The sequence below is a fragment of the Rheinheimera mesophila genome (genome assembly GCF_000986865.1).
Lineage (GTDB): Bacteria > Pseudomonadota > Gammaproteobacteria > Enterobacterales > Alteromonadaceae > Pararheinheimera > Pararheinheimera mesophila.
This window is the reverse complement of sequence record NZ_LAVS01000090.1, coordinates 1-24,853: the sequence shown is the minus strand read 5'-3', so window position 1 is coordinate 24,853 and position 24,853 is coordinate 1. Positions and strand designations below refer to the sequence as shown.

At 47.8% G+C, this 24,853-nt stretch carries 24 protein-coding genes; 15 read left to right on the top strand and 9 right to left on the bottom strand.

What is annotated here, in order from left to right; all coding sequences use genetic code 11:
• The first annotated feature begins 75 nt into the window (after positions 1 to 75).
• Complete coding sequence (locus tag SD53_RS15290; protein ID WP_046521064.1) at positions 76 to 1,032, top strand: ADP-ribosylglycohydrolase family protein; 957 nt, start codon at positions 76 to 78, stop codon at positions 1,030 to 1,032.
• Between the two features lie 33 nt (positions 1,033 to 1,065).
• Here the strand turns inward: SD53_RS15290 and fur are convergent, their stop codons facing one another.
• On the bottom strand, positions 1,066 to 1,506 hold the full coding sequence (gene fur / locus SD53_RS15285) for a ferric iron uptake transcriptional regulator (protein WP_046521063.1): 441 nt from the start codon (positions 1,504 to 1,506) through the stop codon (positions 1,066 to 1,068).
• 153 nt (positions 1,507 to 1,659) lie between these two features.
• Here fur and SD53_RS15280 point away from each other — a divergent pair, with 153 nt between their 5' ends.
• Entirely contained in the window at positions 1,660 to 2,127 is a 468-nt protein-coding gene (locus SD53_RS15280; protein WP_046521062.1) for a DUF4442 domain-containing protein, read from the top strand.
• Between the two features lie 43 nt (positions 2,128 to 2,170).
• On the opposite strand, the gene fldA is transcribed toward SD53_RS15280, so the two are convergent.
• The 4 genes from fldA to SD53_RS15260 all read right to left on the bottom strand — a co-directional run bounded on the left by fldA (position 2,171) and on the right by SD53_RS15260 (position 4,023).
• A complete protein-coding gene (fldA, locus tag SD53_RS15275) occupies positions 2,171 to 2,701 on the bottom strand; it encodes a flavodoxin FldA (protein ID WP_046521061.1) in 531 nt (176 codons plus the stop codon).
• Between the two features lie 12 nt (positions 2,702 to 2,713).
• A complete protein-coding gene (ybfE, locus tag SD53_RS15270; RefSeq protein ID WP_046521060.1) occupies positions 2,714 to 2,986 on the bottom strand; it encodes a LexA regulated protein in 273 nt (90 codons plus the stop codon).
• A gap of 14 nt (positions 2,987 to 3,000) precedes the next feature.
• Entirely contained in the window at positions 3,001 to 3,198 is a 198-nt protein-coding gene (locus SD53_RS15265; protein WP_046521059.1) for a DUF2788 domain-containing protein, read from the bottom strand.
• A gap of 63 nt (positions 3,199 to 3,261) precedes the next feature.
• Positions 3,262 to 4,023: an alpha/beta fold hydrolase gene (locus SD53_RS15260; RefSeq protein ID WP_046521058.1), complete on the bottom strand. Its 762-nt coding sequence runs from the start codon at positions 4,021 to 4,023 to the stop codon at positions 3,262 to 3,264.
• A gap of 262 nt (positions 4,024 to 4,285) precedes the next feature.
• Between SD53_RS15260 and seqA the strand changes: the two genes are divergently transcribed.
• The 6 genes from seqA (at position 4,286) to SD53_RS15230 (ending at position 14,836) form a co-directional block, all read left to right on the top strand.
• Entirely contained in the window at positions 4,286 to 4,876 is a 591-nt protein-coding gene (gene seqA, locus SD53_RS15255; protein WP_046521057.1) for a replication initiation negative regulator SeqA, read from the top strand.
• Positions 4,877 to 4,885: 9 nt separating this feature from the next.
• Complete coding sequence (pgm, locus tag SD53_RS15250; RefSeq protein ID WP_046521056.1) at positions 4,886 to 6,532, top strand: phosphoglucomutase (alpha-D-glucose-1,6-bisphosphate-dependent); 1,647 nt, start codon at positions 4,886 to 4,888, stop codon at positions 6,530 to 6,532.
• A 155-nt stretch (positions 6,533 to 6,687) separates the two neighbouring features.
• Complete coding sequence (locus tag SD53_RS15245) at positions 6,688 to 9,183, top strand: glycogen/starch/alpha-glucan phosphorylase (RefSeq protein ID WP_046521055.1); 2,496 nt, start codon at positions 6,688 to 6,690, stop codon at positions 9,181 to 9,183.
• Positions 9,184 to 9,396: 213 nt separating this feature from the next.
• Positions 9,397 to 9,693, top strand: coding sequence for a hypothetical protein (locus tag SD53_RS15240; RefSeq protein WP_046521054.1), 297 nt, complete (start codon positions 9,397 to 9,399; stop codon positions 9,691 to 9,693).
• Between the two features lie 131 nt (positions 9,694 to 9,824).
• Positions 9,825 to 12,863: a D-2-hydroxyglutarate dehydrogenase YdiJ gene (gene ydiJ / locus SD53_RS15235; protein ID WP_046521053.1), complete on the top strand. Its 3,039-nt coding sequence runs from the start codon at positions 9,825 to 9,827 to the stop codon at positions 12,861 to 12,863.
• Positions 12,864 to 12,937: 74 nt separating this feature from the next.
• Positions 12,938 to 14,836, top strand: coding sequence for an AsmA family protein (locus tag SD53_RS15230; RefSeq protein WP_082101892.1), 1,899 nt, complete (start codon positions 12,938 to 12,940; stop codon positions 14,834 to 14,836).
• 67 nt (positions 14,837 to 14,903) lie between these two features.
• On the opposite strand, the gene fabA is transcribed toward SD53_RS15230, so the two are convergent.
• Positions 14,904 to 15,416: a 3-hydroxyacyl-[acyl-carrier-protein] dehydratase FabA gene (gene fabA, locus SD53_RS15225; RefSeq protein ID WP_046521051.1), complete on the bottom strand. Its 513-nt coding sequence runs from the start codon at positions 15,414 to 15,416 to the stop codon at positions 14,904 to 14,906.
• Positions 15,417 to 15,533: 117 nt separating this feature from the next.
• Here fabA and SD53_RS15220 point away from each other — a divergent pair, with 117 nt between their 5' ends.
• Both SD53_RS15220 and SD53_RS15215 read left to right on the top strand, forming a co-directional pair.
• Positions 15,534 to 15,791, top strand: coding sequence for a hypothetical protein (locus tag SD53_RS15220; protein WP_046521050.1), 258 nt, complete (start codon positions 15,534 to 15,536; stop codon positions 15,789 to 15,791).
• A 78-nt stretch (positions 15,792 to 15,869) separates the two neighbouring features.
• Positions 15,870 to 16,724, top strand: coding sequence for a 6-pyruvoyl trahydropterin synthase family protein (locus tag SD53_RS15215; protein WP_046521049.1), 855 nt, complete (start codon positions 15,870 to 15,872; stop codon positions 16,722 to 16,724).
• Positions 16,725 to 16,770: 46 nt separating this feature from the next.
• On the opposite strand, the gene SD53_RS15210 is transcribed toward SD53_RS15215, so the two are convergent.
• Entirely contained in the window at positions 16,771 to 17,784 is a 1,014-nt protein-coding gene (locus SD53_RS15210; RefSeq protein ID WP_046521048.1) for a metal-dependent hydrolase, read from the bottom strand.
• Position 17,785: 1 nt separating this feature from the next.
• Positions 17,786 to 19,567 (bottom strand): M61 family metallopeptidase, encoded by a 1,782-nt coding sequence (locus SD53_RS15205; RefSeq protein WP_046521047.1) that lies wholly within the window; start codon positions 19,565 to 19,567, stop codon positions 17,786 to 17,788.
• Positions 19,568 to 19,617: 50 nt separating this feature from the next.
• On the opposite strand from SD53_RS15205, the gene hinT reads away from it, so the two are divergent.
• The 4 genes from hinT (at position 19,618) to SD53_RS15180 (ending at position 22,981) form a co-directional block, all read left to right on the top strand.
• Positions 19,618 to 19,968, top strand: coding sequence for a purine nucleoside phosphoramidase (gene hinT / locus SD53_RS15200; RefSeq protein ID WP_046521046.1), 351 nt, complete (start codon positions 19,618 to 19,620; stop codon positions 19,966 to 19,968).
• Between the two features lie 127 nt (positions 19,969 to 20,095).
• The gene (locus SD53_RS15195; protein WP_046521045.1) at positions 20,096 to 20,494 is read left to right on the top strand and encodes an acyl-CoA thioesterase; all 399 of its coding nucleotides are present in this window, start codon (positions 20,096 to 20,098) and stop codon (positions 20,492 to 20,494) included.
• Between the two features lie 593 nt (positions 20,495 to 21,087).
• Positions 21,088 to 22,170, top strand: coding sequence for a sensor histidine kinase (locus tag SD53_RS15185; RefSeq protein WP_046521043.1), 1,083 nt, complete (start codon positions 21,088 to 21,090; stop codon positions 22,168 to 22,170).
• Positions 22,154 to 22,981, top strand: a complete 828-nt coding sequence (locus SD53_RS15180) for a LytR/AlgR family response regulator transcription factor (protein WP_241481826.1) — start codon at positions 22,154 to 22,156, stop codon at positions 22,979 to 22,981. The genes SD53_RS15185 and SD53_RS15180 overlap by 17 nt, the downstream gene beginning before the upstream one ends.
• A gap of 41 nt (positions 22,982 to 23,022) precedes the next feature.
• On the opposite strand, the gene SD53_RS15175 is transcribed toward SD53_RS15180, so the two are convergent.
• Entirely contained in the window at positions 23,023 to 24,000 is a 978-nt protein-coding gene (locus SD53_RS15175; RefSeq protein WP_046520545.1) for an ATP-dependent 6-phosphofructokinase, read from the bottom strand.
• A 171-nt stretch (positions 24,001 to 24,171) separates the two neighbouring features.
• Between SD53_RS15175 and SD53_RS15170 the strand changes: the two genes are divergently transcribed.
• A partial coding sequence (locus tag SD53_RS15170; RefSeq protein WP_046521042.1) for a DMT family transporter occupies positions 24,172 to 24,853 on the top strand: 682 nt, incomplete at its 3' end.

The window sequence follows — 24,853 nt, the reverse complement described above, 5'->3', positions numbered from 1 at the left end:
GCTTCTTTGCCACAATACCTTATAAATTAGCTATGTTTAAAATTTAGCCGTCATGGGCTTACAACGGAGGTCTGCATGAGTGACCCAGTGCTCAAATCCAAAGCGCTTGGTTTAATGTATGGCTTATTGGCCGGCGAAGTTTTAGGCTCTGCCGTTGAAGGTCTTGAGCCACAGGAACGTGATGAACGGCTAAAACTTGATATCAGCGAACTGCTGCTGCAAAACCCCTGGCACACCTTATCCGGACAACCAACAGACAGCGGTGAGCTTGCGGTGTTGTTATGCCGCCTGTTAGCTCATTATGGCGAGTATCAGGAGGAGGGCGCCTGGCAGGCTTATGAGTACTGGCTCAGAACAGAACCTTTTGCTGTTCCTGCCGAGTTAAAACGGGCGTTGCTCAGTGAACAGGATGAGCAATCTTGTGCGACAACGGCGTTGGCGCGGGTTGCACCCGTAGCTTTAATGGTGCCTTATCAGTCGTTACCTCAATTAGCGGCTTGGGCTATGGCGGATACAGCGCTGACTCATCCGAATATGCTGTGCCAGCAAATCAGCGGTTTGTATGTGATGGCGCTGGGGCATGTATTGGAAAACGACTGCAGTGCGGACCAGTTATATCAATTGATAAAAGACTGGGCATCCCAGCTCAAAGTGGATAAGGCTATTGTTCGTGCTATTGATCAGGCGCTTTTTATGCCGCCAACGGACTTTGATCAGCCGGATAGCGCTGTGCTTATCTGTTTTCAAAATGCCATTTGGCAACTGCTTTATGCGCAAGATTATCTGGATGGTATGCTCGACACGCTGAAAAGAGGCGGAGATACGGCGAATAATGCGGCTGTAGCCGGTGCTTTGTTAGGAGCCTGCTATGGCGTAGCTGAAGTGCCGGAATTTATACGAAATGCAATTACGCATTGCAGACCCCTCAAAGGCCAATTTGGTGTGCGTCAGCCGCGACCTGAGTGCTGTTGGGCCAATGAAACCGACTATTTAACAGAGCAAATCCTCTCAGGCAGAAAAAAACCGGCATAGCCGGCTTTTTCATCTGTAAGTACCTGACAGCATTTATTTGCTGTTACGATTTTCTTCGCAGGACTTTTTATCTACACACTCACCATACAAATATAAGCTGTGGTGGGTCAGTTTGATGCCATTCTTTTCAGAGATCTCTAATTGCTTGCGTTCGATATCGTCGTCTTCAAACTCGATCACTTTACCGCAGTTTAAACAGACCAAATGGTCGTGGTGATCCATACGGCTTAATTCGAATACAGACTTGCCGCCTTCAAAGTGGTGACGGGTGACAATACCTGCATCATCAAATTGGTTTAACACGCGGTATACAGTTGCCAGGCCAATATCTTCACCTAATTCCAGCAATATCTTGTACACATCTTCTGCACTGATATGTTGATGGTTTGGATCTTGCAAAATATCGAGGATCTTCACTCGTGGCAGGGTGACTTTGAGGCCTGCTTTACGCAATTCGGTATTATGATCGGACATGGACTGTTCTACTCTTTCTTGAATTTCAACTGATTATAAGGCCATTAACGACAGAAGCAACCTATAAATCTGCCCATTACGGCCAGCAAAGCGCAGACAAAGCTCAAACAAGGCGTTAGAATCCCATCAAACAGGTCTTACCAGAGGTTTCTTATGCGTTGGGCATTTAATCCGGCCGTGATGCGGCATTTATTAAATTTTTGGCCACCGTTTTTTTTCACAGGTATAAAAGTGGTGGAGTTGGCACAGGACTACAGATATTGCAAGGTAGAACTCAAAAACCGGCCCTGGACCCGCAATATCAATAGCAGCCAATTTGGCGGTTCGATGTTTGCGATGACCGATCCTATTTATCCCCTGATGCTGATGGGAGCTTTAGGTAAAGAGTATATGGTGTGGGATAAGCAAGCTGATATTAACTACATCACACCAGGGCGCGGCAAACTCACGGCGGAGTTTATACTGACAGACACTGAGCTAGAACAGATTAAACAACAGACTGAGGCTGGGGATAAGTTTTTTCCTGACTTTGTAGTGCATGTCAAAGACGCCAGGGGCGAGTTGGTGTGCGAGGTCAAACGTAAGGTCTATATCCGCAAGAAGCCAAAGTACCGTACCTAGGTTTTAGTTCAGGGTCAGAGTCTGTAACTCTGACCCTGGGCTATCACAGACCTTCCAGCTCTTTTAAGCTCAGCTCGTCGTATATCTGTTTGCACCATTGTTTGACACGTTGTTCTGTCAGCTCTGGCTGACGGTCTTCGTCTATCCCTAAGCCAACGAAATGGTCGTTGTCAGCCAGGGCTTTTGATGCGACAAAGTTGTAGCCTTTGGTAGGCCAGTGGCCAACGATAATGGCGCCTTTAGGTTCAATAATGTCACGCAACGTTCCCATCGCATCGAGGAAATACTCGGCGTAATCTTCCTGATCGCCACAACCAAAAATTGCGACCAGCTTATTATTAAAGTCTATATGCTCCAGCTCAGGGAAAAAGTCGTCCCAATCACATTGAGCTTCACCGTAGTACCAGGTTGGGATGCCGAATAGCAACAAATCATAACTGGCAATTTGTTCTTTTGTGCTTTTGGCTATATCCATCACATCAAACAAATGTTTGCCCAGCTCTTTTTGAATCATTTTTGCGATATGTTCAGTGTTACCTGTATCGCTACCAAAAAATATACCTACAGTTGCCATAACTTTCGCCTTCTACCTGGTCAACGCTTGTTCTAAAACCCATTCTATATAGGCGCTTCGTGTCATATTTTGCTGCTGTGCAGACAAACTCAGTTGCTCGTACAACTGTTCTGACACTTTGCACTCTATACGCTTCAAACCTTTACTTCGATCGCGTTTGATTTGATTACGCTTATTCAGCTTTAGCTGTTCTTCCCGCGGCAACGGATTAGTCCTTGGCCGACCGGGACGTTTTTCATGCGCAAACAAATCTATGGTTGTGCGATCTGTGGCTATTTTAGCCATGTCGCGCACCTCATTTATTCGACTAAATACTCAAAAATCACCTTGGCTATAAACACTGCAGGTGACAAAAACAGCACTAACCACACAAAAATTTTACCAAATCTGGGCGCATTACTTTTTTTAAGTACATCCCAAATGGCCATCACAATAAACAGATACAGGGCACCGACGCCGAGAAAAAGACCCAGGGTCTCAAACTGCTCAATATTCATAACGACCCACAGCCTGAAAAAATTGCGCGCACTATAGCACAATTTTATTAGGAATTAATTGCGTTAACTCAATAAAAAGTCAGTGACAATTTTCGCGAACGCTACCGGTTTTTCGGCGTGTAACCAGTGGCCTGTGCCCATAATGACTTTCGCTTTGCTGTGCGGAAAAAGCTGCTGTATCTGGTGCTGGTGCTCCGGCAACAGATAATCAGATTCTGCACCTTTGATAAAAAGTGTCGGACCCGGATAGGGGCCTTTACTTGAAGGAGCCGCCAATAACTGCGGATAATTGGCAATCAGTGCTTTGACGTTAAAGCGCCAGCGAAAACGCTCACCCTCTTTGTACAGGCTTTTCAGTAAAAACTGTCGTACACCGGTTTCAGTGACAGACAATGCCAACTGCTGATCCGCCTGCTGTCTGCTTTGTAAATTATCCAGTTCGATGCCATCCAGTGCAGATAATATCTCAAGGTGGCGCGGTTTGTTTTGCACCGGCGAAATATCAGCCAGTATCAGTTTATTGACACGATCCGGATAACGCAGAGCAAACTCCATGGCTATTTTGCCTCCCATGGAGTGGCCCAACAGCATCACCTGCTCCAGGCCCAAATGGTCCAATGTCTCTTTGACATCCTCTGCCATCAGCGCATAAGACATGCTATCGTGCCAGCCGGAACGGCCATGATTACGCATATCCAGATTGATCACTTGCCATTGTCCGGCTAAAGCGCGGGCAATCACGCCGAGGTTCTCGTAGCTGCCAAACAGACCGTGGATCAGCACAATAGCTTGACCTTGGCCTGTGATCTCGGTATGTAATATCATTGTTTTTTTCCGATGAACGACCTGATGTTCGATAAAAAGCTATGGTATCAAAAGCGCTGGCTGGCGTCAGCGACTAACTTTTTGTCGACCCACAGTTACGGCTGTTGCGCTGAAACAACAGGTGATTGACGCTGTGGGAGCAAAGCCAGGCTGAGTGACTACTGTGCTGAGTAACTCCTGTGAAGAGTGCAATCAACAAAGCTGCAGCATTAAGTACGAAGGGTATATAATGCTCTCACTTTTATAAACGCGGACTAACTTCATGAAAACCATCGAAATAGATGACGATCTTTATCAATTTATCGCCAGTCAGACTCAACAGATTGGTGAAAGCGCCTCTGATATTCTGCGCCGTTTACTGATAGTCAGCCTGACCGAGGCAAAAACGTCGGCTATCCCTGCTACGAAAGAACTGACAAAACGCGCTGTACAGGTCTCCACTGAGCCAGAGGCACAGGTAACGGTAGTACCAGTATCAAAAGGCACAGCGGAAAAAGCAGCGGGCTCAGACAAATCAGGCTCTGTGTTTGATTTCATCAGTCCGCAGGATTTATCTGCCGAACAAAGTGTGGTAGGGCGATTCTTATTTATTTTATCGGCGTTATCCCGTGCTCATCGTGGTGATTTTGCCCAGGTCCTGGAAATTAAAGGCCGGAACAGATTGTACTTTGGTCAATCTGAAGCCTGTTTATTAGAGGCAGGCAGCAGCACTAATCCTAAACCTATCCCCAATACCGATTTTTGGGTGATCACGAACTCAAACACCACACGTAAGAAAATGATGCTGACTGAAGTGGCTACCAAGCTTGGCTACAATGCAGCAGAGGTAGAACGGATCCGCGATTTGTTATAAGGAGTCTGTATGTCTTTACATCCGCTGGCTGGACAAACTGCACCAGCCGCCATGTTACCGAACATCGCTCAGCTAATGGCTGCCTATTACAGTCTGAAGCCTGATGTGAGTATCGCCAGTCAGCAGGTCAGTTTTGGCACCTCAGGCCACAGGGGTGGCGCTTTGCTCAAATCCTTTAATGAGCCACATATTCTCGCCATAGTGCAGGCCGTTGCAGAGTATCGTAAACAGCAAGGTTACAGTGGGCCGTTATTTTTAGGCAAAGATACTCATGGCTTATCTGAGGCCGCTTTTGTCAGCGCTTTACAGGTACTGATAGCCAATGGTGTCACCACCCATATTCAGCAGGACGGTGGTTTTACACCTACCCCCGTGATTTCTCATGCAATTCTTTCTTACAACAAAGGCCGCACCACAGATTTAGCGGATGGTTTGATTATTACACCTTCCCACAACCCACCGGAGGATGGGGGTATTAAATACAACCCGCCTCATGGTGGTCCGGCCGATACAGACGCAACAGATTGGATCCAAAAACGCGCAAATGCCTTACTGGCTGCCCAGTTAACTGGCGTCAAGCAGGTAGGTTACGAAGAGGCGTTAGCCTCCACTTTGTGTGTCAGCATTGATTATGTACAGCCTTATGTTGATGATCTGGCAAATGTGATAGACATGGCCGCGATCGCCAAAGCCGGCGTAAAAATTGGGGTCGACCCTTTGGGGGGCTCAGGTATTGCGTTTTGGCCTGCGATTGCCAAAACCTATGGTCTGAATATTACAGTCGTGAACGAACGCATCGACCCGGCTTTTAGCTTTATGCCGTTGGATAAAGACGGAAAAATCCGCATGGATTGCTCCTCCGCCTATGCGATGGCGAACCTGATCCAGCTTAAAGATCAGTTTGATGTGGCCATTGGTAACGATCCTGATTTTGACCGTCATGGTATTGTCACCCGAAGTGGTGGCCTGATGAACCCCAATCATTATCTGGCGGTGGCTATCAACTATTTATTAAGCAACAGACCTTTATGGTCGGCCAGCTTAGCGATAGGCAAAACTCTGGTCTCTTCTGCCCTGATTGACAGAGTGACTGAAGGGCGTGGCCGCAAAGTCTATGAAGTGCCGGTAGGCTTTAAATGGTTTGTGGATGGTCTGTATCAGGGCAACGTTGCCTTTGGTGGCGAAGAAAGTGCGGGAGCCAGTTTCCTGCGGTTTGATGGCACCGTTTGGTCGACCGATAAAGACGGTTTCATTTTAGGTTTATTAGCCGCCGAAATGCTGGCAAAAACCGGGGTGGATCCGTATCAACAGTATCAGGCCTTAACTAAAGAATTTGGCTCTCCATTATATCGTCGTCTCGATGCAACGGCTTCAGCAGAACAAAAAGCCGCACTGAAAAATCTGGATGTCAGTAGTGTCAAACAAACACAACTGGCAGGCGATGACATACTGGCTGTGCTGACAAAAGCACCGGGCAATAATGCCAGTATCGGTGGCGTGAAGGTCGTTACTAAAAACGGCTGGTTTGCCGCACGGCCCTCAGGTACAGAAAATAGCTACAAAATCTATTTAGAGAGTTTTGTTGATCAAACGCATTTAATGCAACTTGAATCAGACGCCAAAGCCTTTGTCGACGCGGTATTCAAGGCAATTTAACCCCGAGAAACAGCCTGTTACCGTATTGTAATAAAATTACGGTAACAGGCTTTATTTTTGCTAATTCTTGACTATTGCCCGCCATTTTTGTAATTTTTCTACAACTACAGTTATAAAAAAAAGCGGGTTACCGCGAAAAAAACCGGGATTTGGCAATGAAAAAATCGACTTCAAAAGCAAAAGCTTCTGTGGCTATTGCAGCACTTCCGAATACGGAAGAATTGAAAAACAGCATCATTAAACATTTACACGGCAGCCTTGGTACAGATGTCAATAAAGCCAGCCCGCAGGCCTGGTGGCGTGCGACCTGTGCTGCAGTGAATGAGTATGTCTACGATGGCTTACGTAACACCCAGCGTACGCACTACCAGCAAAATACCCGTGCCGTGCATTACTTCAGTCTTGAGTACTTAATGGGCCGTTTGTTCAGTAATAACCTGCACAATCTGGGCGTCTACGATGCGGCAAAAGATGCACTGGCACAGCTTGGCTTAAATATCGCTGATCTGGAAGATCAGGAAGAAGACATGGCGCTGGGTAACGGTGGTTTAGGCCGTTTGGCTGCCTGTTTTATCGACTCTATGGCCACGTTGAATTACCCGGCTATAGGCTATGGTATTCATTACGAGCATGGGTTGTTTAAGCAAGAATTCTCAGATGGCCGTCAAATTGAACGGCCGGACAGTTGGCGTGAATATGGCAATCCGTGGGAGATTTGCCGCCCTGAGTCGATTCAGGAAATTTCTGTCTATGGTTACGTAGAAACTACCTATGACCTGCAAGGTAAAATGAAAAAGGTCTGGCACCCAGGTCGCATTATCAAAGGTGTGCCTTGGGATATTCCTGTGGTCGGTTATCAGGGCAGCTCTGTCAACGTATTACGTCTGTGGGAGAGCCGCGCCAGTGACTTCTTTAACTGGGACGTGTTTAACTCAGGTGGTTACATTGATGCGGCGCGTCAGAACATCGAAGCTGAAACGATCTCTAAAGTACTGTATCCAAACGATGAAACAGATGCAGGTAAAGAATTACGTTTAATTCAGCAGTATTTCTTCTGTTCATGCTCGCTCAAAGACATTATCCGCCGTTACAAACGTGCCAATGGTGATGACTGGAGTAAGTTTGCTGATCAGGTCGCCATTCAACTGAATGACACGCACCCGGCTGTGGCTATTCCTGAACTGATGCGTATTCTGGTGGACCGGGCTGAAATGAGCTGGGATGACGCCTGGAATATTTGTCAGCACGTATTTGCCTATACCAACCACACTCTGTTGCCAGAAGCACTGGAAAAATGGTCCGTACGTTTATTCGAGAAAGTTTTACCACGGCATTTAGAGATCATTTACGAAATTAACCGTCGTTTCCTGGTAGAGCAGGTCGATGTATTGTGGCCTGGCGATAATGAGAAAAAACGTAAACTTTCTATTATCGAAGAAGGCCATGAGCCTATGGTTCGGATGGGGCATTTGTCTGTGGTCGGTTCGTTCCGCGTGAACGGTGTAGCAGAAATTCACTCTGAGCTGGTGAAGTCTGATCTGTTCCCGGAGATGGTCGCGCTGTGGCCGGATAAATTTACCAACGTCACTAACGGTGTGACGCCACGTCGCTGGTTAAAAGCCTGTAACCCACGTTTAGCTAAATTACTGGACGAAACCATTGGCGATGAGTGGCCACGGGATCTAAAACAACTGAGCAAATTTGCCGCTTTTGCGGATGATCCTGCCATTCAGGATGCCTTTATGGCGATCAAACAGCAAAACAAAGCAGATTTGGCGACAGTGGTGAAGAAACTGACCAATATCAGCATCGACCCTCATGCCATTTTTGATATTCAAATCAAGCGTTTGCATGAGTACAAACGTCAGCATCTGAATCTGTTGCATATTCTGGCGTTGTACCGTCGTATTCTGCAAAACCCGGATTATGATATGGTGCCTCGCGTCTTCCTGTTTGGCGCGAAGGCGGCTCCGGGGTACAAGTTGGCCAAAGAAATTATTTATGCCATCAACAAAGTGGCCGAGAAGATCAACAACGACAAGCGGGTGAAAAACCGCCTGAAAGTGGTCTTTATGCCAAACTACCGTGTCACGCTGGCGGAGAAAATGATCCCGGCCGCGGATGTGTCAGAGCAGATCTCTACTGCAGGCAAAGAAGCATCAGGTACAGGGAATATGAAACTGGCGCTCAACGGCGCAGTCACTGTCGGCACGCTGGACGGTGCCAATATTGAAATTGCTGAAGAAGTAGGGCCGGATAATATTTCTATCTTTGGTTTAACAGTAGACGAAGTCAAAGCTCTGCAGGCTAAAGGCTACCATAGCTGGGACTATTACTATCAGGATGCTGAAATCAAAGCCATTCTGGATTGGCTGGAAACAGATTACTTCACGCCAGGTAAACCGGGTGAATTATCTGCGATTAAACGCAGCTTGCTCGAAGGTGGTGATCCGTATTTAGTGCTGGCCGATTTCCAGTCGTACGTGAAAGCGCACGAAAAAGTCGATACCTGGTATCGGGATCAGGCGGGCTGGGCGAAAAAGGCTATCCTAAACACCGCACTGATGGGCAAGTTTACGTCCGATCGTTCTATCGAAGACTATGTAGAACGAGTCTGGAAATTGGACGCCTGTAAAATCAGTCAGCAGTAACTGCCACTGCTTAATGGCTCAGTTCGCTGTCGATCACAAAGCCCACTTCGGTGGGCTTTGTCTTTTGACTGAAGGCTCACGCAACCGGGTTTAAAGCCGCATGAGCTGAACTATTTGTTACAATTTGCAGTCCTAGCACGTATTGGGAATGGCAGTAAGCATCCCCATTAAATTTACAGAGCCAATACACAGGCGTTTTAAAGAGAGCAATCAATGAATTATCAACAGCAAGCCCAACAATGGCAGGCGTTATTCCGCCAGAAACAGCAGGGTAGCTTCCTCAGCCGTGTCCTGCTCTGGCTGGTGGCAGGTATCATGCTGGTGTTTGCAATGGGGGTGTTACTTTTTGTGCTGATGTTGAGCTGGTTACTGATCCCGGTATTTTTATACAAAAGACATCAATTGCGTAAGCAAGGCAAATCGTTTTTTCACCAGGCGCAACAGCAGTCATCACAAAATTCTGGCCGGGTAATTGAAGGCGAGGTGTTGGAACGCAGTAGTGACAACTGAGCTTTGTGTTTGTTGGTCTGACTGCTGGAAATAAAGCAGGGCATTGGGAGAGCTGTAATTTTTTTCCGCTGCCCTGACCATCTATCCCATGCTTTGGTATACTCGGCGCAGTTCTAAATCTGGTGCCTCTTATGATCCCGAAGTTAACTGCGACAGAAACACTCAATCCTGTGGTACAGGCTTACGTCACAGCGTTAACCGCTGCTGGTTTTGCCGGTGATATTGAAGTCAGTTATGCCAGCCGTCTGGCGGTAGCGACGGACAATAGTGTATATCAACAGCTACCTGCCGCGGTGCTACTGCCTAAATCCGCCGCTGACGTGCAACTGATTTGTAGTTTGGCTCAGACCTCAAGTTTTAGCGGGATCAAATTCACACCAAGAGGCGGTGGTACAGGGACCAATGGTCAGGCATTAACCTCGGCCGTCGTGGTTGATTTATCCCGTCATATGCGTGAAATCCTCGAGATTAATGTTGAAGAGCGCTGGGTACGGGTTCAAGCCGGTGTGATTAAAGATCAGCTCAACGCTTTTCTAAAGCCCTATGGCTTTTTCTTCTCCCCGGATTTATCCACCTCAAACCGCGCTACGATAGGCGGCATGATCAACACAGATGCTTCAGGTCAAGGCTCTTTGGTGTATGGCAAAACCAGTGATCATGTGTTATCCCTCGACACAGTGTTGATGGATGGTACAGTGCTGCATACCCATGCCATGCCTACCGCTCAGGCCGAGCAGATTGCAGAGCGTCAGGACAGCATTGGCCGGGTCTATCGTCAGGTGCTTTCCAGTTGTCGCGATTTTCGTGCTGATATTTTAAACACTTTTCCGCGTTTAAATCGGTTTTTAACTGGATATGATTTAGAGCACGTATTTAACGAGGATTTAACTCAGTTCGACTTATCCCGGGTGATCACAGGCTCTGAAGGCTCTTTGGGTTTTGTCACCGAAGCCAAACTAAATATCACGCCGATAGCCCGCTACAAATGCCTGGTCAATGTAAAGTACGACAGCTTTGAAAGTGCACTTAGGAATGCGCCGTTTTTGGTGGCCGCTCAGGCGACTTCGGTGGAAACTGTTGACAGTAAAGTACTGGATTTGGCCCGTAATGATATTATTTGGCATCAGGTCAGAGACTTTATTCAGGATGTGCCCGGCAAAACAATGTTGGGCCTGAATATGGTCGAATACAATGCTGAAGACGAAGCGGATATGGCGCACAAGGTTCAGCAGTTAGAAGAGCGCCTGCAACAGGCGGTCGCAAAGGGTGAGTCCGGTATTATTGGTTATCAACTGACTTATGATAACAACGCTATCACCCAGATTTATGCGATGCGTAAAAAGGCTGTGGGCTTGTTGGGCAACGCCAAAGGCAGTAAAAAACCTATTCCTTTTACTGAAGACACCGCTGTTCCTCCGGAAAATCTTGCTGATTTTATTATGGAATTCCGCGCTTTACTCGATAGCCACGGTCTGGCCTATGGCATGTTTGGTCATGTCGATGCGGGTGTACTGCATGTGCGGCCTGCTTTGGATATGTGTGACCCGGAGCAGGAAAAACAGTTACGCGTGATTTCTGATCAGGTGGTGAAACTGACCGCTAAATACGGCGGCCTAATGTGGGGCGAGCATGGCAAAGGTTACCGCAGCGAATATGGCCCGGAGTTTTTCGGTGAGGCGTTATTTACCGAGCTGCGTAAAATCAAAACAGCGTTTGACCCGTTCAACCGTGTCAATCCCGGCAAAATTTGTACACCGATCGACAGCAGCGAACAGTTGGTCAGTGTAGATGGGGTTAAACGTGGCTTTTACGACCGGCAAATTCCGGTGGTGGTGAAACAGAGTTTTGACAGTAGCCTCAACTGTAACGGCAATGGCCTGTGCTTTAACTACGAAGAAAACTCACCCATGTGTCCGTCCAGTAAAGTCACTAAAGACAGACGCCATAGCCCCAAAGGCCGTGCAGGTTTAATGCGCGAATGGTTGCGATTAATGAGTAATCAGGGCGTGGATGTGCTGGCACAAGAACAGCAGATCCTCACTAAATCCCAGACGCTTTCTGGCATAGTTGCCAAAATCAAAAACAGCTGGCAGAAAAAACAAGGCCAGTATGATTTCTCCCATGAAGTGATGGAGGCAATGGAAGGTTGTCTGGCCTGTAAAGCCTGTGCCGGCCAATGTCCTATTAAAGTGGATGTACCCTCTTTTCGTGCCCGTTTTATTCAGCTCTATCACAGTCGTTATTTACGTCCGGCCAAAGATTATCTGGTTGGAAATATCGAACGCTCGGCCCCCTGGTTGGCGCGCATGCCCAAGCTGGTCAACTTTTTCCTTAAGCAAAACTGGATGGCAGGCTTGCTGAAAAACACAGTGGGTTATGTTGATACACCGCAGTTATCGGTACCCAGCTTAAAACAAAGAGTCGGGGGCAACTACAGCTTTGATTTGACAGCGCTGCAAGCTTTGCCTGAAGCTGAAAAACAAAAACTGGTGCTGCTGGTGCAAGATCCATTCACCAGCTTCTACGAAGCTGATTTGGTGGCTGATGCCTTGCAACTGATCGAAAAACTGGGTTTCAGACCGGTGTTGTTGCCATTTTTGCCTAATGGTAAACCGCAGCATGTCAAAGGTTTCCTGCGCGATTTTGCTAAAACGGCAAAAACCGCCTCGGATTTTTTAAATCAGGTAGCCGCTTTAGGGGCTCCATTGGTTGGTTTAGATGCCTCCCTGGTGTTGGTGTACCGTGATGAATATGTCAAAACCTTAGGCGCTGAGCGTGGTGATTATCAGGTGGCTTTATTTCACGAGTGGTTAGTACAACAAGACTTACCTGCTATTCAAACAAAACAAAGTTTTAGTTTACTGGCACACTGCACTGAAAAAACCGCGCTGCCAGCGACAGAAAATCAGTGGCAGCAGATTTATGCCAGAGCGGGCTTAGATCTGAAAGCGCTGTCCGTTGGCTGCTGTGGTATGGCGGGGACTTATGGCCATGAAGCGCAGAATTTTGATAACAGCAAAGCTCTGTACGACATGAGCTGGCAGCAACCAGTACAGCGCGTTGGCGCGGATCAAGTGCTGGTGACCGGGTTTTCCTGTCGCAGTCAGGTGAAACGTTTTGAGGGCGTGAAACCTAAACATCCGTTACAGCAACTTTTAGAGTTACTCTAGGCCACTCTTTTACCACAGAGGGGCAGCAATGCCCCTGAGGTTGCACTCTGCCACCAGGGGGCGACCGCCTTTGGATGCCCTGGCACAGAGAAGTCAATAAGAATGAACAAGTTCAGCTTAGGTTTATACCGCTGGGCTATGCTATTTGTTGGCTTTTTAATAACTTCACCCAAAGGACGCTGGATATGAATTGGTTGAAATGGCTGCTTGCATCTATCGTGGGCCTGGTCGCAGTGGTTGTCTTTTATCTGTTGGTGGTATTTGATTTAAATGACTTTAAAGCAGAAATCATCACCAGTGTTGAACAGCAAACCGGACGGCGGCTGGAGATCGCGGGGGATATTGGCTGGACTGTTTACCCTGGTCTTGGGCTATCCCTGTCTGACGTAAAGTTATCAAATCCAGAAGGATTTACACCACAGCAGATGCTGGAAGTGTCTCAACTTACCGCCGCAGTGGCGTTGATGCCGCTGTTCAACAACGAGCTACAGGTGCAGCAGTTGCATTTAGACGGGGTGAGGGTTCATCTGGTCAGTCGTAAGGATAGCCGTTCCAGTATGGACGGTCTGACCGGTGATAAATCAACAGCCAAGGTCGAAACTCAGAGCGGACCTGCCACCAGGCAACAACTGCAACTGCAGGATCTGTCGGTACGTGATCTGCAATTAAACCTGCTCAGTGAGGGCAGTCCTGCCCGGCAAATAACGCTGAAATCAGTCAAATTGGCAGATTTTAAAGCCGAACAATGGTCAGCACTGGACTTTGAACTGGTGATGCGTTCCGGGCAAACTCAAGTTGATGTCGCAGGTTCTGCGCAATTGCAGTTAAGCCAAACTAACCAGATCGTGCAGTTAAAAGACTTCAGGTTAGCGACTGACTTTAGCGGAGTACCGGTTAAACAGCTTTCGTTAGAGACTGAGTTAACACTGGCTCTGGATCAAAAACAGTTGAAGTGGCAATGGAACAAGCTGCAATTAGATGAGATCAAAGGGTCAGGCCAACTAGCGGTGAATTATGCCAAACAAGCGGTGATTAATCTGGATCTGCAATTGGATGAAGTAGATACCGCCTCATACAGTGCTGAAAACAGCGCCGGGCAGGCTGGTGCAACAGCTCAGCAACGCCAGGTGGAGCCGGATTTGTCCGCACTGCGCCAGTTTGATTTGGATGTAAAACTGGCGGTGAACAGGCTAAAAGTTGCTGGTCTGCATACTGAAAACCTGCAACTGGTGTTGAGCAACAAAGCGGGGCTGGTGCAAATACAACATGCCAGCGCTGATTTATATCAGGGCAAAGTGCAGGCCAAAGCCACACTGGATGCCCGCAAAACGCCGGTCAGTTATAGCTTTAACAAACAACTGTCCGGCCTGGCGCTGCGGCCTCTACTGACCGATGGCGCTGACATTGATTTATTAAGTGGCACTGCAACACTGAGCATCGAAGGCAAAGGCCAGAGTTTGTTAGCGGAGCAGATTAAGAAAAACTTGCTGGCAACTGGCAGTTTTGAGGTGACAGACGGTTCTTTGTATGGCGTCAATATCGCGCAAATGATCAGAAATGCTAAAGCCAGCTTAAAAAATGAAACTCAGACTACTGAAGATTCAGAGCAAAAAACCGACTTTTCCAGCTTAACCGGCAGTTTTAACCTGACAGATGGCCTGCTGACGAATCCTGATTTAAAAATGGCAGCACCTTTATTACGCGTGGCTGGCAAAGGCTCAGCCAACTTGCTGAATGAAGAACTGGATTATCAGCTCAGTACGGCGCTGGTCAATACGTCAAAAGGTCAGGGCGGAAAAGAGAGAGATGAGCTGGCAGGCATTGAAATTCCGCTTAGGATCAGCGGGACCATGCAAAAGCCAAACTATGCTTTAGATACTAAAGCCTTGGTGGAAGGTCAGCTAAAAGACAAAGTCGAAAGTGGCAAAGAAAAACTGAAAAATAAATTATTGGAAAAACTCGGTGGACTGTAATACTTCGCGTCCTTTGATGGCATAAAAAAACGGAGCTTGAAGCTCCGTTTTTACTGGGAATTTTAACTTAGAAGGCTGAAGTGTCCTGAAACAAACCTACTTTCAGCTCTTTGGCTGTGTAAATCTCACGACCATCCACGCTGACAGAACCTTCGGCAATCCCCATAAATAATTTACGTTTGATCACGCGGGTCATATCAATGCGATATGTGACTTTTTTCGCTGTCGGCAGGATTTGACCAGTGAATTTCACTTCACCCACACCTAAAGCACGGCCTTTGCCCGGACCACCGGCCCAACCGAGGAAAAAGCCAACCAGTTGCCACATGGCGTCTAAACCCAAGCACCCTGGCATTACAGGGTCACCTTTGAAGTGGCAGTCAAAAAACCACAGCTCAGGATGAATATCAAATTCAGCGATGATTTCCCCTTTGCCGTATTTGCCACCTTCTTCTGAAATGTGCACGATACGGTCGATCATCAACATATTATCGACAGGTAACTGGCTGTTACCTTCGCCAAATAATTCCCCACGGCCACAGGCCACTAAATCTTGTTTTGTAAAGCTATTCTTAGTCATGTATGTTAGATCCATCATCAAGGCCGGGTCACTTTAGCGAACACTTGTAAGCTAAACAAGTCCGATTAGTCAAGGTGACCTTCAGAAATCAGATTAACAGCAAAAGATAGAAGCATTATGACGGTACAAGAAAAAAAACCTCTTTCTAATGCACAAAAGCAACAACGTTACAGAGAGCGGCAAAAAGGTTCTGGCAAAAAAGAACTGCGCGGTTATCTAACGCCCGAAGCTTTGGCTTGTTATCAGGAAATACAGCAAAAAACCGACTGGAACGACAGCGTGTTGCTCAGTAACGCGATCCGGTTGATGTACGCAGCACATAAGCTTGGACAAATAGGTTTACTGAACGGTTGGCTGACGGAACATAAAAAATAAGGCTAACTTAACGCGCGCTACGTATTGCTTTATAATGCCGCCACTTTTTGCTGTATCAGCCTTATCCGGAATTGTTTTATGATTTTATTTGTCCGCGACTTAACCGTCATCGATTTTTCTTACCTTTGCCAGCAGCGGGGTTTGCTTGGCGAAAGTTATATAGTGGATGTCGAGTTACACGGCAGTCTGGATCAAACCTCAATGGTATTCGATTTTGGTCTGGTGAAAAAAGTCATCAAAAAAGCCATCGATCAATTGGTCGACCATAAGCTGGTTATTCCGGCGTTAAGCCCGGCCACTGAACTCAGATCCGGTGAGGTGGAGCAGGTTCTGTTCAGATCGGATAAAGGCCTGCTGCAAGTCGCGTCACCTGCCGAAGCATTTGCCATTATTCAGACCGATAAAATTGATATGACCTCGGTCGGCGATTTTCTGACCGCGCAAATCAAACCCTTATTGCCGGATAACGTCGCTAAACTTTTATTGCAACTGCGAACTGAACATGTCAGCGGTTTCTCCTACCATTACACCCACGGCTTGAAAAAACATGACGGCAACTGTCAGCGTATTGCTCATGGCCACAGGTCCACTATTCAGATCTTCGATAACGGTATGTTGTCTCCTAAATTAGGCAAGTACTGGTGTGAGCGCTGGGAGGATATTTATCTGGCGACGGCTGAAGATCAGGTCGACGCTTCGGTATTACGTTATTTGCAGGCTGAAGCAGGAGCGCTGAATTTCGCCTACAGCTCGGCTCAGGGCTATTTTGAGATCTCATTGCCCGCCGCCACCTGCGAGGTCGTCCCTTGTGACACCACAGTGGAATGTTTAGCCGACTACATCGCAGCCAGTGTGAAAGCATCACATCAACTGAGCGCTGTCAAAGTGATTGCCTATGAAGGCGTGGGTAAAGGCGCTATCGCCTTTGCGTAGTGTGTTTTGATTGAGGAAGAGGCGGACTTTAGGCCCGCCTTTTTTATTACTGAACCAGATCTGACAACGGCAACTGAGTTTTTGCCAAAGCCCGCTGATACAACCAGGCAAAGCTTGCCGCATTATCTCTGGGAAACTCGAGTTGAACTGGTGGTGTGGCCTGAGCTTTTTCGGCGACGACAAACCGAAAGCTGTAAAAAGGCGCCAAGCCCATCCGAAGATCCGTCAGTATAACTTGGTCTGCTTGTTGCTCCAGTTGATAAAAACCATGACTAAACCAGGCCAGACGGGCCACCGCCGGATGATGTTTCCACTGTTCAATCAGCCTTTGATCACGTTCAAAGCTACGCCATTGCATAGTGGTAGAACCGTCTAACAGCGAATAATATCCCTCCAGATAAACGTCGTCTTTGATCACTACAGCGCGCCATAACAAGGTATTAAACGGAGTTGCGGTGACTAATAGCTGGTTAACCTTGTGATCGGTTGTGGCTAGTTGCTGCCTGACTTGGCTGTAGGCCCATTGCTGTGCCGCTAAACCAAACACCAGATAAGCACTGCTAATCACTAAGCCTGCGTTGTTCCAGCTTTGTTGTTTGTTCAACAGCGCTACGCCAGTGCCAATCAACAAAGGCAGGGTGTACAGCGGGTCAATCACAAATACACTGCCAATACCAAAAGGATAATTACTAAAGGGCAACGCCAGTTGAGTACCATAAATCGTCAGAGTATCCAGCAGTGGATGAGTCAACAATACTGCGACTACCGCCAGCACACATGGTTTAAACAACGCTGGATTTCGCAGTAATGTGACCCAGAGCCAGGCAAAAAGCGGGGAGACCAAGGTCAGGTAAAATAACGAATGGCTTTCAGTGCGATGAAATGTCATGTCACTGACCGGATCGCCATGAGAAATAAACACATCCAGATCAGGCAAGGTACCGAACACGGCCCCGGCAGCCGCCGCATGCCAGAGCTTGAGTTGTTTTTCTCGTATAGGTTTACGCAAGGCTGCCACACTGACGGCGGCGCCCAGCGCTATTTGTGATAAAGAATCCATGTTACTCCTGTGTGATACCAAGCCAGTCTGCGGCTTTTTGCTGGTCAACAAGCTGCAGATAGGTTAACTGCTTCGCAGCCAGCTCTACCGGCATCGACAGTTGGACCAGACGCTGTTTACGAAACACATGCAATGTAAGTACGCTGCCAATTTTACTTTGGTTGAGCTGACGCCAGAAGTTTTGTTCTGTGGCTTTGACTGCATTGATAGCAATCAACTGATCCTGAGCCATTAAACCTGCTTTGTAGGCCACTGAGTTCAGCGGCACCTGAGTTATTTTCAGCCCTTCCGCCGATGCGTTAAAAGCGGCTCCAAAGGCTCGCACCGGATAAGCTGGTGCTGTTTGACCGGATAAATCTTTGCTGTGTTCCTGCTGACGTTTGGCTGTAGTCAGGCCAAGGTAAGGTAAAAGGTCGGCTAGCGGCAAAGCTGAGGTGCCATAGACCCAGCTATGGAGCGCTCTGGCACTGTCTTTGTCTGCGTAGTCTGAACATAACTGGATAAATTGTTGTTCAGAACTCCCCAGCGCTTTCTCGCCATAGCTGCGCCAGGCTAGCTGCATCAACTGATCCAGCGTTTTGCCTTTGCTGCGCAATAAAGCATCCAGACACAGCGCAATTAAGCTGCCTTTGGTGTAATAGCTGACTACCGCATTGACAGCATTTTCGTCTTGTTTGTAATACTTGGTCCAGGCATTAAAACTGCTGTCCGCCACCGATTGCACTTGCTCTGAAGGACTAAGCTGAACTCTGTTGATAGTTTTCTCCAGCGCCGCCAGGTACTGCTCTTGAGTCAGTAAACCACAACGAACCAGCGCTAAGTCATCGTAGTACGAGGTAAAACCCTCATACAGCCAAAGCTGACTGGTGTATTGCTCAGACTGTAGCTGATAGGGTAAAAATAACGCGGGTTTGGCGCGTTTTACCCACCAGGTGTGAAAGTACTCATGACTGCACAGGCCGAGTAAATTTTGATAATCGGCAGTGCTTTCCTCTGGTCGTTGGGCGTTGGGTAAATCCTGGTGCGTCATCAACAGCAGGGTGGAGTTATGATGTTCCAGCCCGCCGTAGCCTGCATCTGTCACCCAACATAAAAACCAGTACTGCTGCAAATCAGCGGGTAAGCCGCCGAAAACGAGCTGTTGCTGCTGGCAGATACGTTGCAAATCTGCTTTGAAACGGGGCAGGTCAATCTGTTCATGGCCAGCCAGGGCGACATAGTGAGGCACGCCACAGACCTCAAATTCTGCAACATCCAGTTTGCCTAACAGCAACGGAGTATCGATCAGTTGCTGGTAGTTATCGGCGTGGTACAGACCGCACTGCAGAGGAAGGGTCGATTTTGCTCTGCTCAGGCCTGTTGCGACCTGCCAGTCCAGACACTGTGGTGCCTGCAGATGCAGACTCACCGGCGCAGCCTCCATGCCCTTGACCTCCAGACATAGGGCGGCCGGATTTAAGATGGCCAGTTGATCATCCAGATAGCAGCCACGCACTGACAGATCAAAGGCATAGACTTTGTACCGTACCGTCAGAGCTTGCTGATTATGATTCAGTTGCCAGCTTTGTTTGTCCAGTTGTTGTAAAGGCAACGTCCCTGTGGCATCGAATGCTTCGAGTGAGTGCAGATGTTTGGCAAAATCACGCACCATATAACTGCCTGGGATCCAGGCGGGCAAACTTAACTGAATACTGTCATGGCTGTGTGGCGTAAAATGCAGTTCAACAGCAATCAGATGTGCAGTAATGTCAGTGATACTAAGCTGGTAAGCCAGTGGCGTCATACCCTATACTCCCAAAAGTGATGTGTGCGTTATTCTATAAGGATCTTTTGATGGCTCAAGAAACTATTTTCAGTAAAATCATTCGTCGTGAAATTCCGGCCGATATTTTATATCAGGACGACCTGGTGACCGCATTTCGTGATATCAATCCCAGGGCACCGACTCATATCCTGATTGTGCCCAATGTCCTGATCCCGACAGTCAACGATGTCGAACCTGAACATGAACTGGCTCTGGGCCGCTTATTTACTGTCGCCCGTAAGCTGGCCGCAGAAGCTGGTATAGCGGAAAATGGCTATCGTTTGATTATGAATTGCAATCAGCATGGTGGTCAGGAAGTCTATCATATCCATATGCATCTGGTCGGTGGTAAAGCCTTAGGCGCTATGGTGGCCCGTTAGTTTCGAGCTGTTGTGCACTTGATGTCTCCCTGTCACTGCATAGAATGTAGCGATAAAGACAGGGAGCGAGTTGCAATTGCTGGCAAAACTTCTAAAATTCGCGCCTTATTTTATGCCGGAGTTCCAGATGACTGATGACGCTTTACTTGCCAAACGAATTGAATATGCCGTGACCCGTGTCACAAAAACTGTGTTTCCCGGCCGGACCAACCATCACAACACTTTGTTCGGTGGTGAAGCGTTAGCCTGGATGGATGAAGCTGCTTTTATTGCCGCGACCCGGTTTTGTCGCAAACCACTGGTGACAGTATGCTCGGATCGGGTGGATTTTAAAGAGTCTATCCCGGCCGGAACCATTATTGAACTGGTGGCCCGTATCGCGCATGTTGGCCGCACCAGTATTAAAGTGGACGTCGATATATTTGTCGAAAACATGTACGACGATGATCAGCATAAGGCGATTTCCGGTAATTTTACTTTTGTTGCGTTAGGCCCGGATCGTAAACCAACACCAGTGCTGGGCTGACAACAGGGTTGTTTCATCTGCCATGAATTGTGGCACCGCAAGGCCGGAGTGAGCTTTTGCAGGCTCAGCAGTAAAGTGAGGTTGTTGTCTTTGCGCTGAGCCTGCTTCGGTATCAACACTATCCACCATTGGTTGGCCTATTAGGGCGCCAGCCACCAGAGCCCAACCAACGGATCACCTGGCCATACCTTTACTGGCTTTGTACTTTCCCTTCTGTTTTCCATTGGGCTGAGCATGACCTTGTTTATCATCTTAGCGGTGATGTGAATGCGTTTTTATCCGCAGCATTTCAGTCTGGATAGTTGGCTTTTCTCTGTGCTGTGATGTGTCGTGATGTGGCCAGGTCAGTTTATAGGTCATAAAATCAAAGGTAAAAACCGTCTTTTTTCCGGTATTCACTACCAGAGGTGTTGGTCAGCATCTGATCATCAAAGCAAAAATTTCGATGGTACCAGCTCAGGTGGCACCTGCTTCAAGCTACCGGATATTGCGACTAACGGAGAGCTAACCGGGTTTAATACACAAATCAAAGCACTCCAAGCTTCAGTGGCTGAGATACAATAGAGGTAAGAGCAGATCGAGTTGTCATTATTTTGCAAAAATTTTTCGAAGACCGTCATCGCCTGTTTTGGCTGCTGCACACCCTGGGCTGGGTGGGTTTTGCACTGATCAGCTATTTGGGTTCCTTGTTTCAGGAAATGCGCAGCGCCTACTGGATAGTGGTCGCGCTGGACGCTTATGCCGGGTGGTTACTGACTATTCCGTTGCGTTATGCGTTCCAGAGAGTCTGGCATTGGGAACCCTGGAAAATGCTGCTGAGCGTGCTTGGGGTGGCTATTCTGATTGCGGCGATATGGACAGTATTTCGCAACTTTAATTACTGGGAAATCTACCGGCATGGCTTCAAACCTGATAGCTGGACTCAGTATTTCCGTCAGACGACAGTGGGTTTTTATGTCCTGTTAAGCTGGAGTGGTTTGTATTTTGGTATCAAATACTACCAGACCTTACAGCAGGAAAAACAAAAGTCGCTGACTGCCAGCAATAAAGCTCATGAAGCTCAGCTAAAAATGCTGCGTTATCAGCTCAATCCGCATTTTTTATTTAATACCTTAAATGCGATATCGACTTTAGTCTTATTAAAGGAATCCGATACAGCGAATAAAATGTTAGTCAGATTAAGCGACTTCCTGCGTTATTCGCTTTATAAAGATCCTATTAAAAAGGTGCCGCTACAACAGGAGTTGTATGCCGCCAATCTGTATCTGGAAATAGAAAAAGTCCGGTTTTCAGAACGTCTGACTATTATTTATGACATTGATGAAGCTGCGGACCAGGCCTTGGTTCCCAGCCTTATTTTGCAGCCTTTGGTGGAGAACGCTATTAAATACGCGGTCGCCAGCCAAACCAGTGGTGGCAAAATCATGATCACAGCACAGAAGTTTGGACATGATTTACTGATGGAAGTGGCGGACGACGGGCCCGGAATGGTGATTTCCGATGGTTTGCCAAAAGGGGAATCTGGCGGAGTGGGTTTGGTCAATACCAAAGAGCGATTAGCGGCCTTGTACGACCGTAATTTTTCTTTGGTCTTAACACACAACCATCCACGGGGTTTGAAAGTAAATATCAGAATACCATTTGAAACAGAGAGTACGGATGAAACAAATGCTTAAGGTCATAGTGGTCGACGATGAACCGTTAGCTCGCCGCGGTATGTTGGTGCGTTTAGCTGATTTTCCTGAATTGGAGATAGTCGCAGAGTGCAGTAATGGTGAAGAGGCGGTGGCAGCTATCCGTGAACATCAGCCAGACGCGGTATTTTTAGACGTGGAAATGCCGGGGTTGGATGGTTTTGGCGTGTTAAACCAACTGCAACAACAGCAGATTGATTTGCCTTATGTGGTATTTGTCACAGCTTATGATCACTATGCACTCAGCGCCTTTGAGGTACAGGCGCTGGATTACGTACTCAAACCTGTGGAGAAGGAGCGTTTAGCCGCTGCGGTCAGCAAACTGACGAAGAATTTTGCTGCCAAAGATCATCAACGTCACAAAGGCCAATTGGCCGCCGTAGTTGCGCAACTGACGGGCGAAAAAACCGATCAGATCTTACAGCGTCTGGATCAGTCGCAACCTGTGATGAATGAACGCTTTCCGGAAGCTATCAGCATCAAAGACAGCGGTGAAATTACCCGGGTGCCTGTCAGTGCAATCGACTGGGTAGATGCAGCAGGGGATTATATGTGTATTCATACCCGCGATGGTCAAACCCATATTTTGCGCCGTACCATGAAAGAGTTGGAGCAGGAGCTGGACCCGAAATTGTTTGTCCGGGTGCACCGCAGTGCTATCGTCAACGTCAATACTATTGCCAAACTGCAAATGCTCGCCAATGGCGAACATCAGTTGATGCTGACCAATGGACAAGCGGTGAAAGTCAGCCGCAGCTACAAAGACCGGGTCAAAATGGTGTTTAACTCTTAAGTTGTGCCTGAAAAAAGCCTCCGTAAGGAGGCTTTTTTGATCTAGTACTGTGCCACCTGCTGTTGCCAGCGTAATAAATAGCTATCGACCTGCTTTTTCTTCTCTCCGGTTCGTGCCAGCGGATATAAACCGGCCTGACCGTTCATTTCGCCCGCCATCATCAGATGCGCCCCCTGTAACAGTTGCTCCACCGCATAGGCGCCCAGTTTAGTGGCAAGAATACGATCCGCCCCGACAGGGCGGCCACCCCGCTGAATATGACCTAAAATAGCAGCCCGGCATTCAATTCCGCGTTGCTCCAAATCAGCGGCTAAAGCGGATACTCCGCCTGGATACATAGTTTCCGCCAGCACAATGATATAACTGCAATTTCCCCTGTGCTTGCGGGCTTGTTCAACATGCAGGGCTATTCTGTCCAGATCAAGCTCAGAGGCAAGTTCAGGACAAATAATTTGTTCTGCACCTGCAGCAATACCAGCGGCAACGGCTAAATAGCCGGTATGACGGCCCATGACTTCCACTAGAAAAATCCGCTCAAAGGCATCGGCGGTATCACGAATTTTATCTATCGCATCCAGCGCTGTATCCAAGGCGGTGGCAAAACCAATAGTAAAGTCTGAACCATCGACATCATTGTCTATCGTGCCCGGTATACCAAGCAGCCGGCCATTGTAAAAGGCAGACAATTCAACGCAGCCACGGAAACTACCGTCGCCACCTATCACCAGTAAAGCATCTATCTGCAGATCATGCAGATTTTGCGCTGCGCGCTGTAAACCTGTTGCGCTGTGCATGGCTTCACAGCGTGCACTTTTTAAGATAGTGCCGCCATTTTGAATGATACCGTTGACATGGTAAGGCAATAAGTGGTGATACTGCTGTTCGATGACCCCGTTAAATCCATACTGAAAACCTACCACCTCAAGCTCGTTGGCATGCGCTGTCAGTACCAAAGCTCTTAAACAGGCGTTCATGCCAGGCGCATCGCCTCCTGAGGTCAGTACTCCGATCCGTTTCATAGTGCAGTCTCCGGGGTTGTATTGGTTTCATGTTAAATCAGCCGTACCCCATGGTATTGATCTGGGACAAGAGCTGGGTCACATTCTGACTTATTTTCCTGACCTAAGGTCGCTGTTCACAGACAAAGTCCGACATCTGAAGGATAATAGCAGCCTTAAAAAGGAGAGGGTATGCATCAGTCGTCTGGCCGGGTTGGTTTGGGGTTTAGTTTAGCGCTGCTTACTGCAGTGTTGTGGGGCTTATTACCTATAGCGCTGAAATGGTTATTAAATTCAATGTCGGCGGCAACCATCACCTGGATCCGTTTTGTCGCGGCCGCCGGACTGGTGGGGTTGGTGTTACTGGCTCGCAGGCAGCTCCCGTCGTTTAGGGGCCTGAGTGTAAAAAAGAAACTATTGATCGTCCTGGCAATCGCAGGTCTGTTGTTAAATTACATTTTGTATCTGAAAGGGTTATTTTTGCTAACCGCGGAAACAGCGCAGGTGGTGATCCAACTGGCACCATTTTTGATGATGTTAGGTGCAGTTTATCTGTTTAAAGAACGGCTTCTGTTCTGGCAAAAAGTGGGGGCCTGGTTGTTGCTGATCGGTTTAGTGCTGTTTTTTAACGACAGGTTGGCCTTATTGTTGACGCAGTTTGGCTCTGAGGCTGTGGGGGTGCTGTTGGTGATCATCGCTGCAATCGCCTGGGCTTGTTATGCCTTAGCGCAAAAGCAGTTATTGCTTAGTTTTAACTCCCAGCAAATTATGTGGCTGATTTATGTGGCGGGCGCTTTGTGTTTTCTGCCCTCTGCAGACCTTGCCCCTTTGGCGCATTTATCGGCCTGGCAATGGGGTATAGTGCTGTTTTGTT

Bases quoted from the DNA above. Each gene is read 5' to 3' on its own strand.
- pgm (WP_046521056.1), top strand. From the start codon at position 4,886: ATGTCTTTACATCCGCTGGCTGGACAAACTGCACCAGCCGCCATGTTA.
- SD53_RS15240 (WP_046521054.1), top strand. From the start codon at position 9,397: ATGAATTATCAACAGCAAGCCCAACAATGGCAGGCGTTATTCCGCCAG.
- ybfE (WP_046521060.1), bottom strand. From the start codon at position 2,986: ATGGCTAAAATAGCCACAGATCGCACAACCATAGATTTGTTTGCGCAT.
- SD53_RS15175 (WP_046520545.1), bottom strand. From the start codon at position 24,000: ATGAAACGGATCGGAGTACTGACCTCAGGAGGCGATGCGCCTGGCATG.
- seqA (WP_046521057.1), top strand. From the start codon at position 4,286: ATGAAAACCATCGAAATAGATGACGATCTTTATCAATTTATCGCCAGT.
- SD53_RS15215 (WP_046521049.1), top strand. From the start codon at position 15,870: ATGATTTTATTTGTCCGCGACTTAACCGTCATCGATTTTTCTTACCTT.
- SD53_RS15205 (WP_046521047.1), bottom strand. From the start codon at position 19,567: ATGACGCCACTGGCTTACCAGCTTAGTATCACTGACATTACTGCACAT.
- fabA (WP_046521051.1), bottom strand. From the start codon at position 15,416: ATGACTAAGAATAGCTTTACAAAACAAGATTTAGTGGCCTGTGGCCGT.
- SD53_RS15265 (WP_046521059.1), bottom strand. From the start codon at position 3,198: ATGAATATTGAGCAGTTTGAGACCCTGGGTCTTTTTCTCGGCGTCGGT.
- SD53_RS15195 (WP_046521045.1), top strand. From the start codon at position 20,096: ATGACTGATGACGCTTTACTTGCCAAACGAATTGAATATGCCGTGACC.
- SD53_RS15260 (WP_046521058.1), bottom strand. From the start codon at position 4,023: ATGATATTACATACCGAGATCACAGGCCAAGGTCAAGCTATTGTGCTG.
- SD53_RS15245 (WP_046521055.1), top strand. From the start codon at position 6,688: ATGAAAAAATCGACTTCAAAAGCAAAAGCTTCTGTGGCTATTGCAGCA.
- SD53_RS15180 (WP_241481826.1), top strand. From the start codon at position 22,154: ATGAAACAAATGCTTAAGGTCATAGTGGTCGACGATGAACCGTTAGCT.
- fur (WP_046521063.1), bottom strand. From the start codon at position 1,506: ATGTCCGATCATAATACCGAATTGCGTAAAGCAGGCCTCAAAGTCACC.
- SD53_RS15280 (WP_046521062.1), top strand. From the start codon at position 1,660: ATGCGTTGGGCATTTAATCCGGCCGTGATGCGGCATTTATTAAATTTT.
- fldA (WP_046521061.1), bottom strand. From the start codon at position 2,701: ATGGCAACTGTAGGTATATTTTTTGGTAGCGATACAGGTAACACTGAA.
- SD53_RS15210 (WP_046521048.1), bottom strand. From the start codon at position 17,784: ATGGATTCTTTATCACAAATAGCGCTGGGCGCCGCCGTCAGTGTGGCA.
- SD53_RS15220 (WP_046521050.1), top strand. From the start codon at position 15,534: ATGACGGTACAAGAAAAAAAACCTCTTTCTAATGCACAAAAGCAACAA.
- SD53_RS15230 (WP_082101892.1), top strand. From the start codon at position 12,938: ATGCCCTGGCACAGAGAAGTCAATAAGAATGAACAAGTTCAGCTTAGG.
- SD53_RS15290 (WP_046521064.1), top strand. From the start codon at position 76: ATGAGTGACCCAGTGCTCAAATCCAAAGCGCTTGGTTTAATGTATGGC.
- ydiJ (WP_046521053.1), top strand. From the start codon at position 9,825: ATGATCCCGAAGTTAACTGCGACAGAAACACTCAATCCTGTGGTACAG.
- hinT (WP_046521046.1), top strand. From the start codon at position 19,618: ATGGCTCAAGAAACTATTTTCAGTAAAATCATTCGTCGTGAAATTCCG.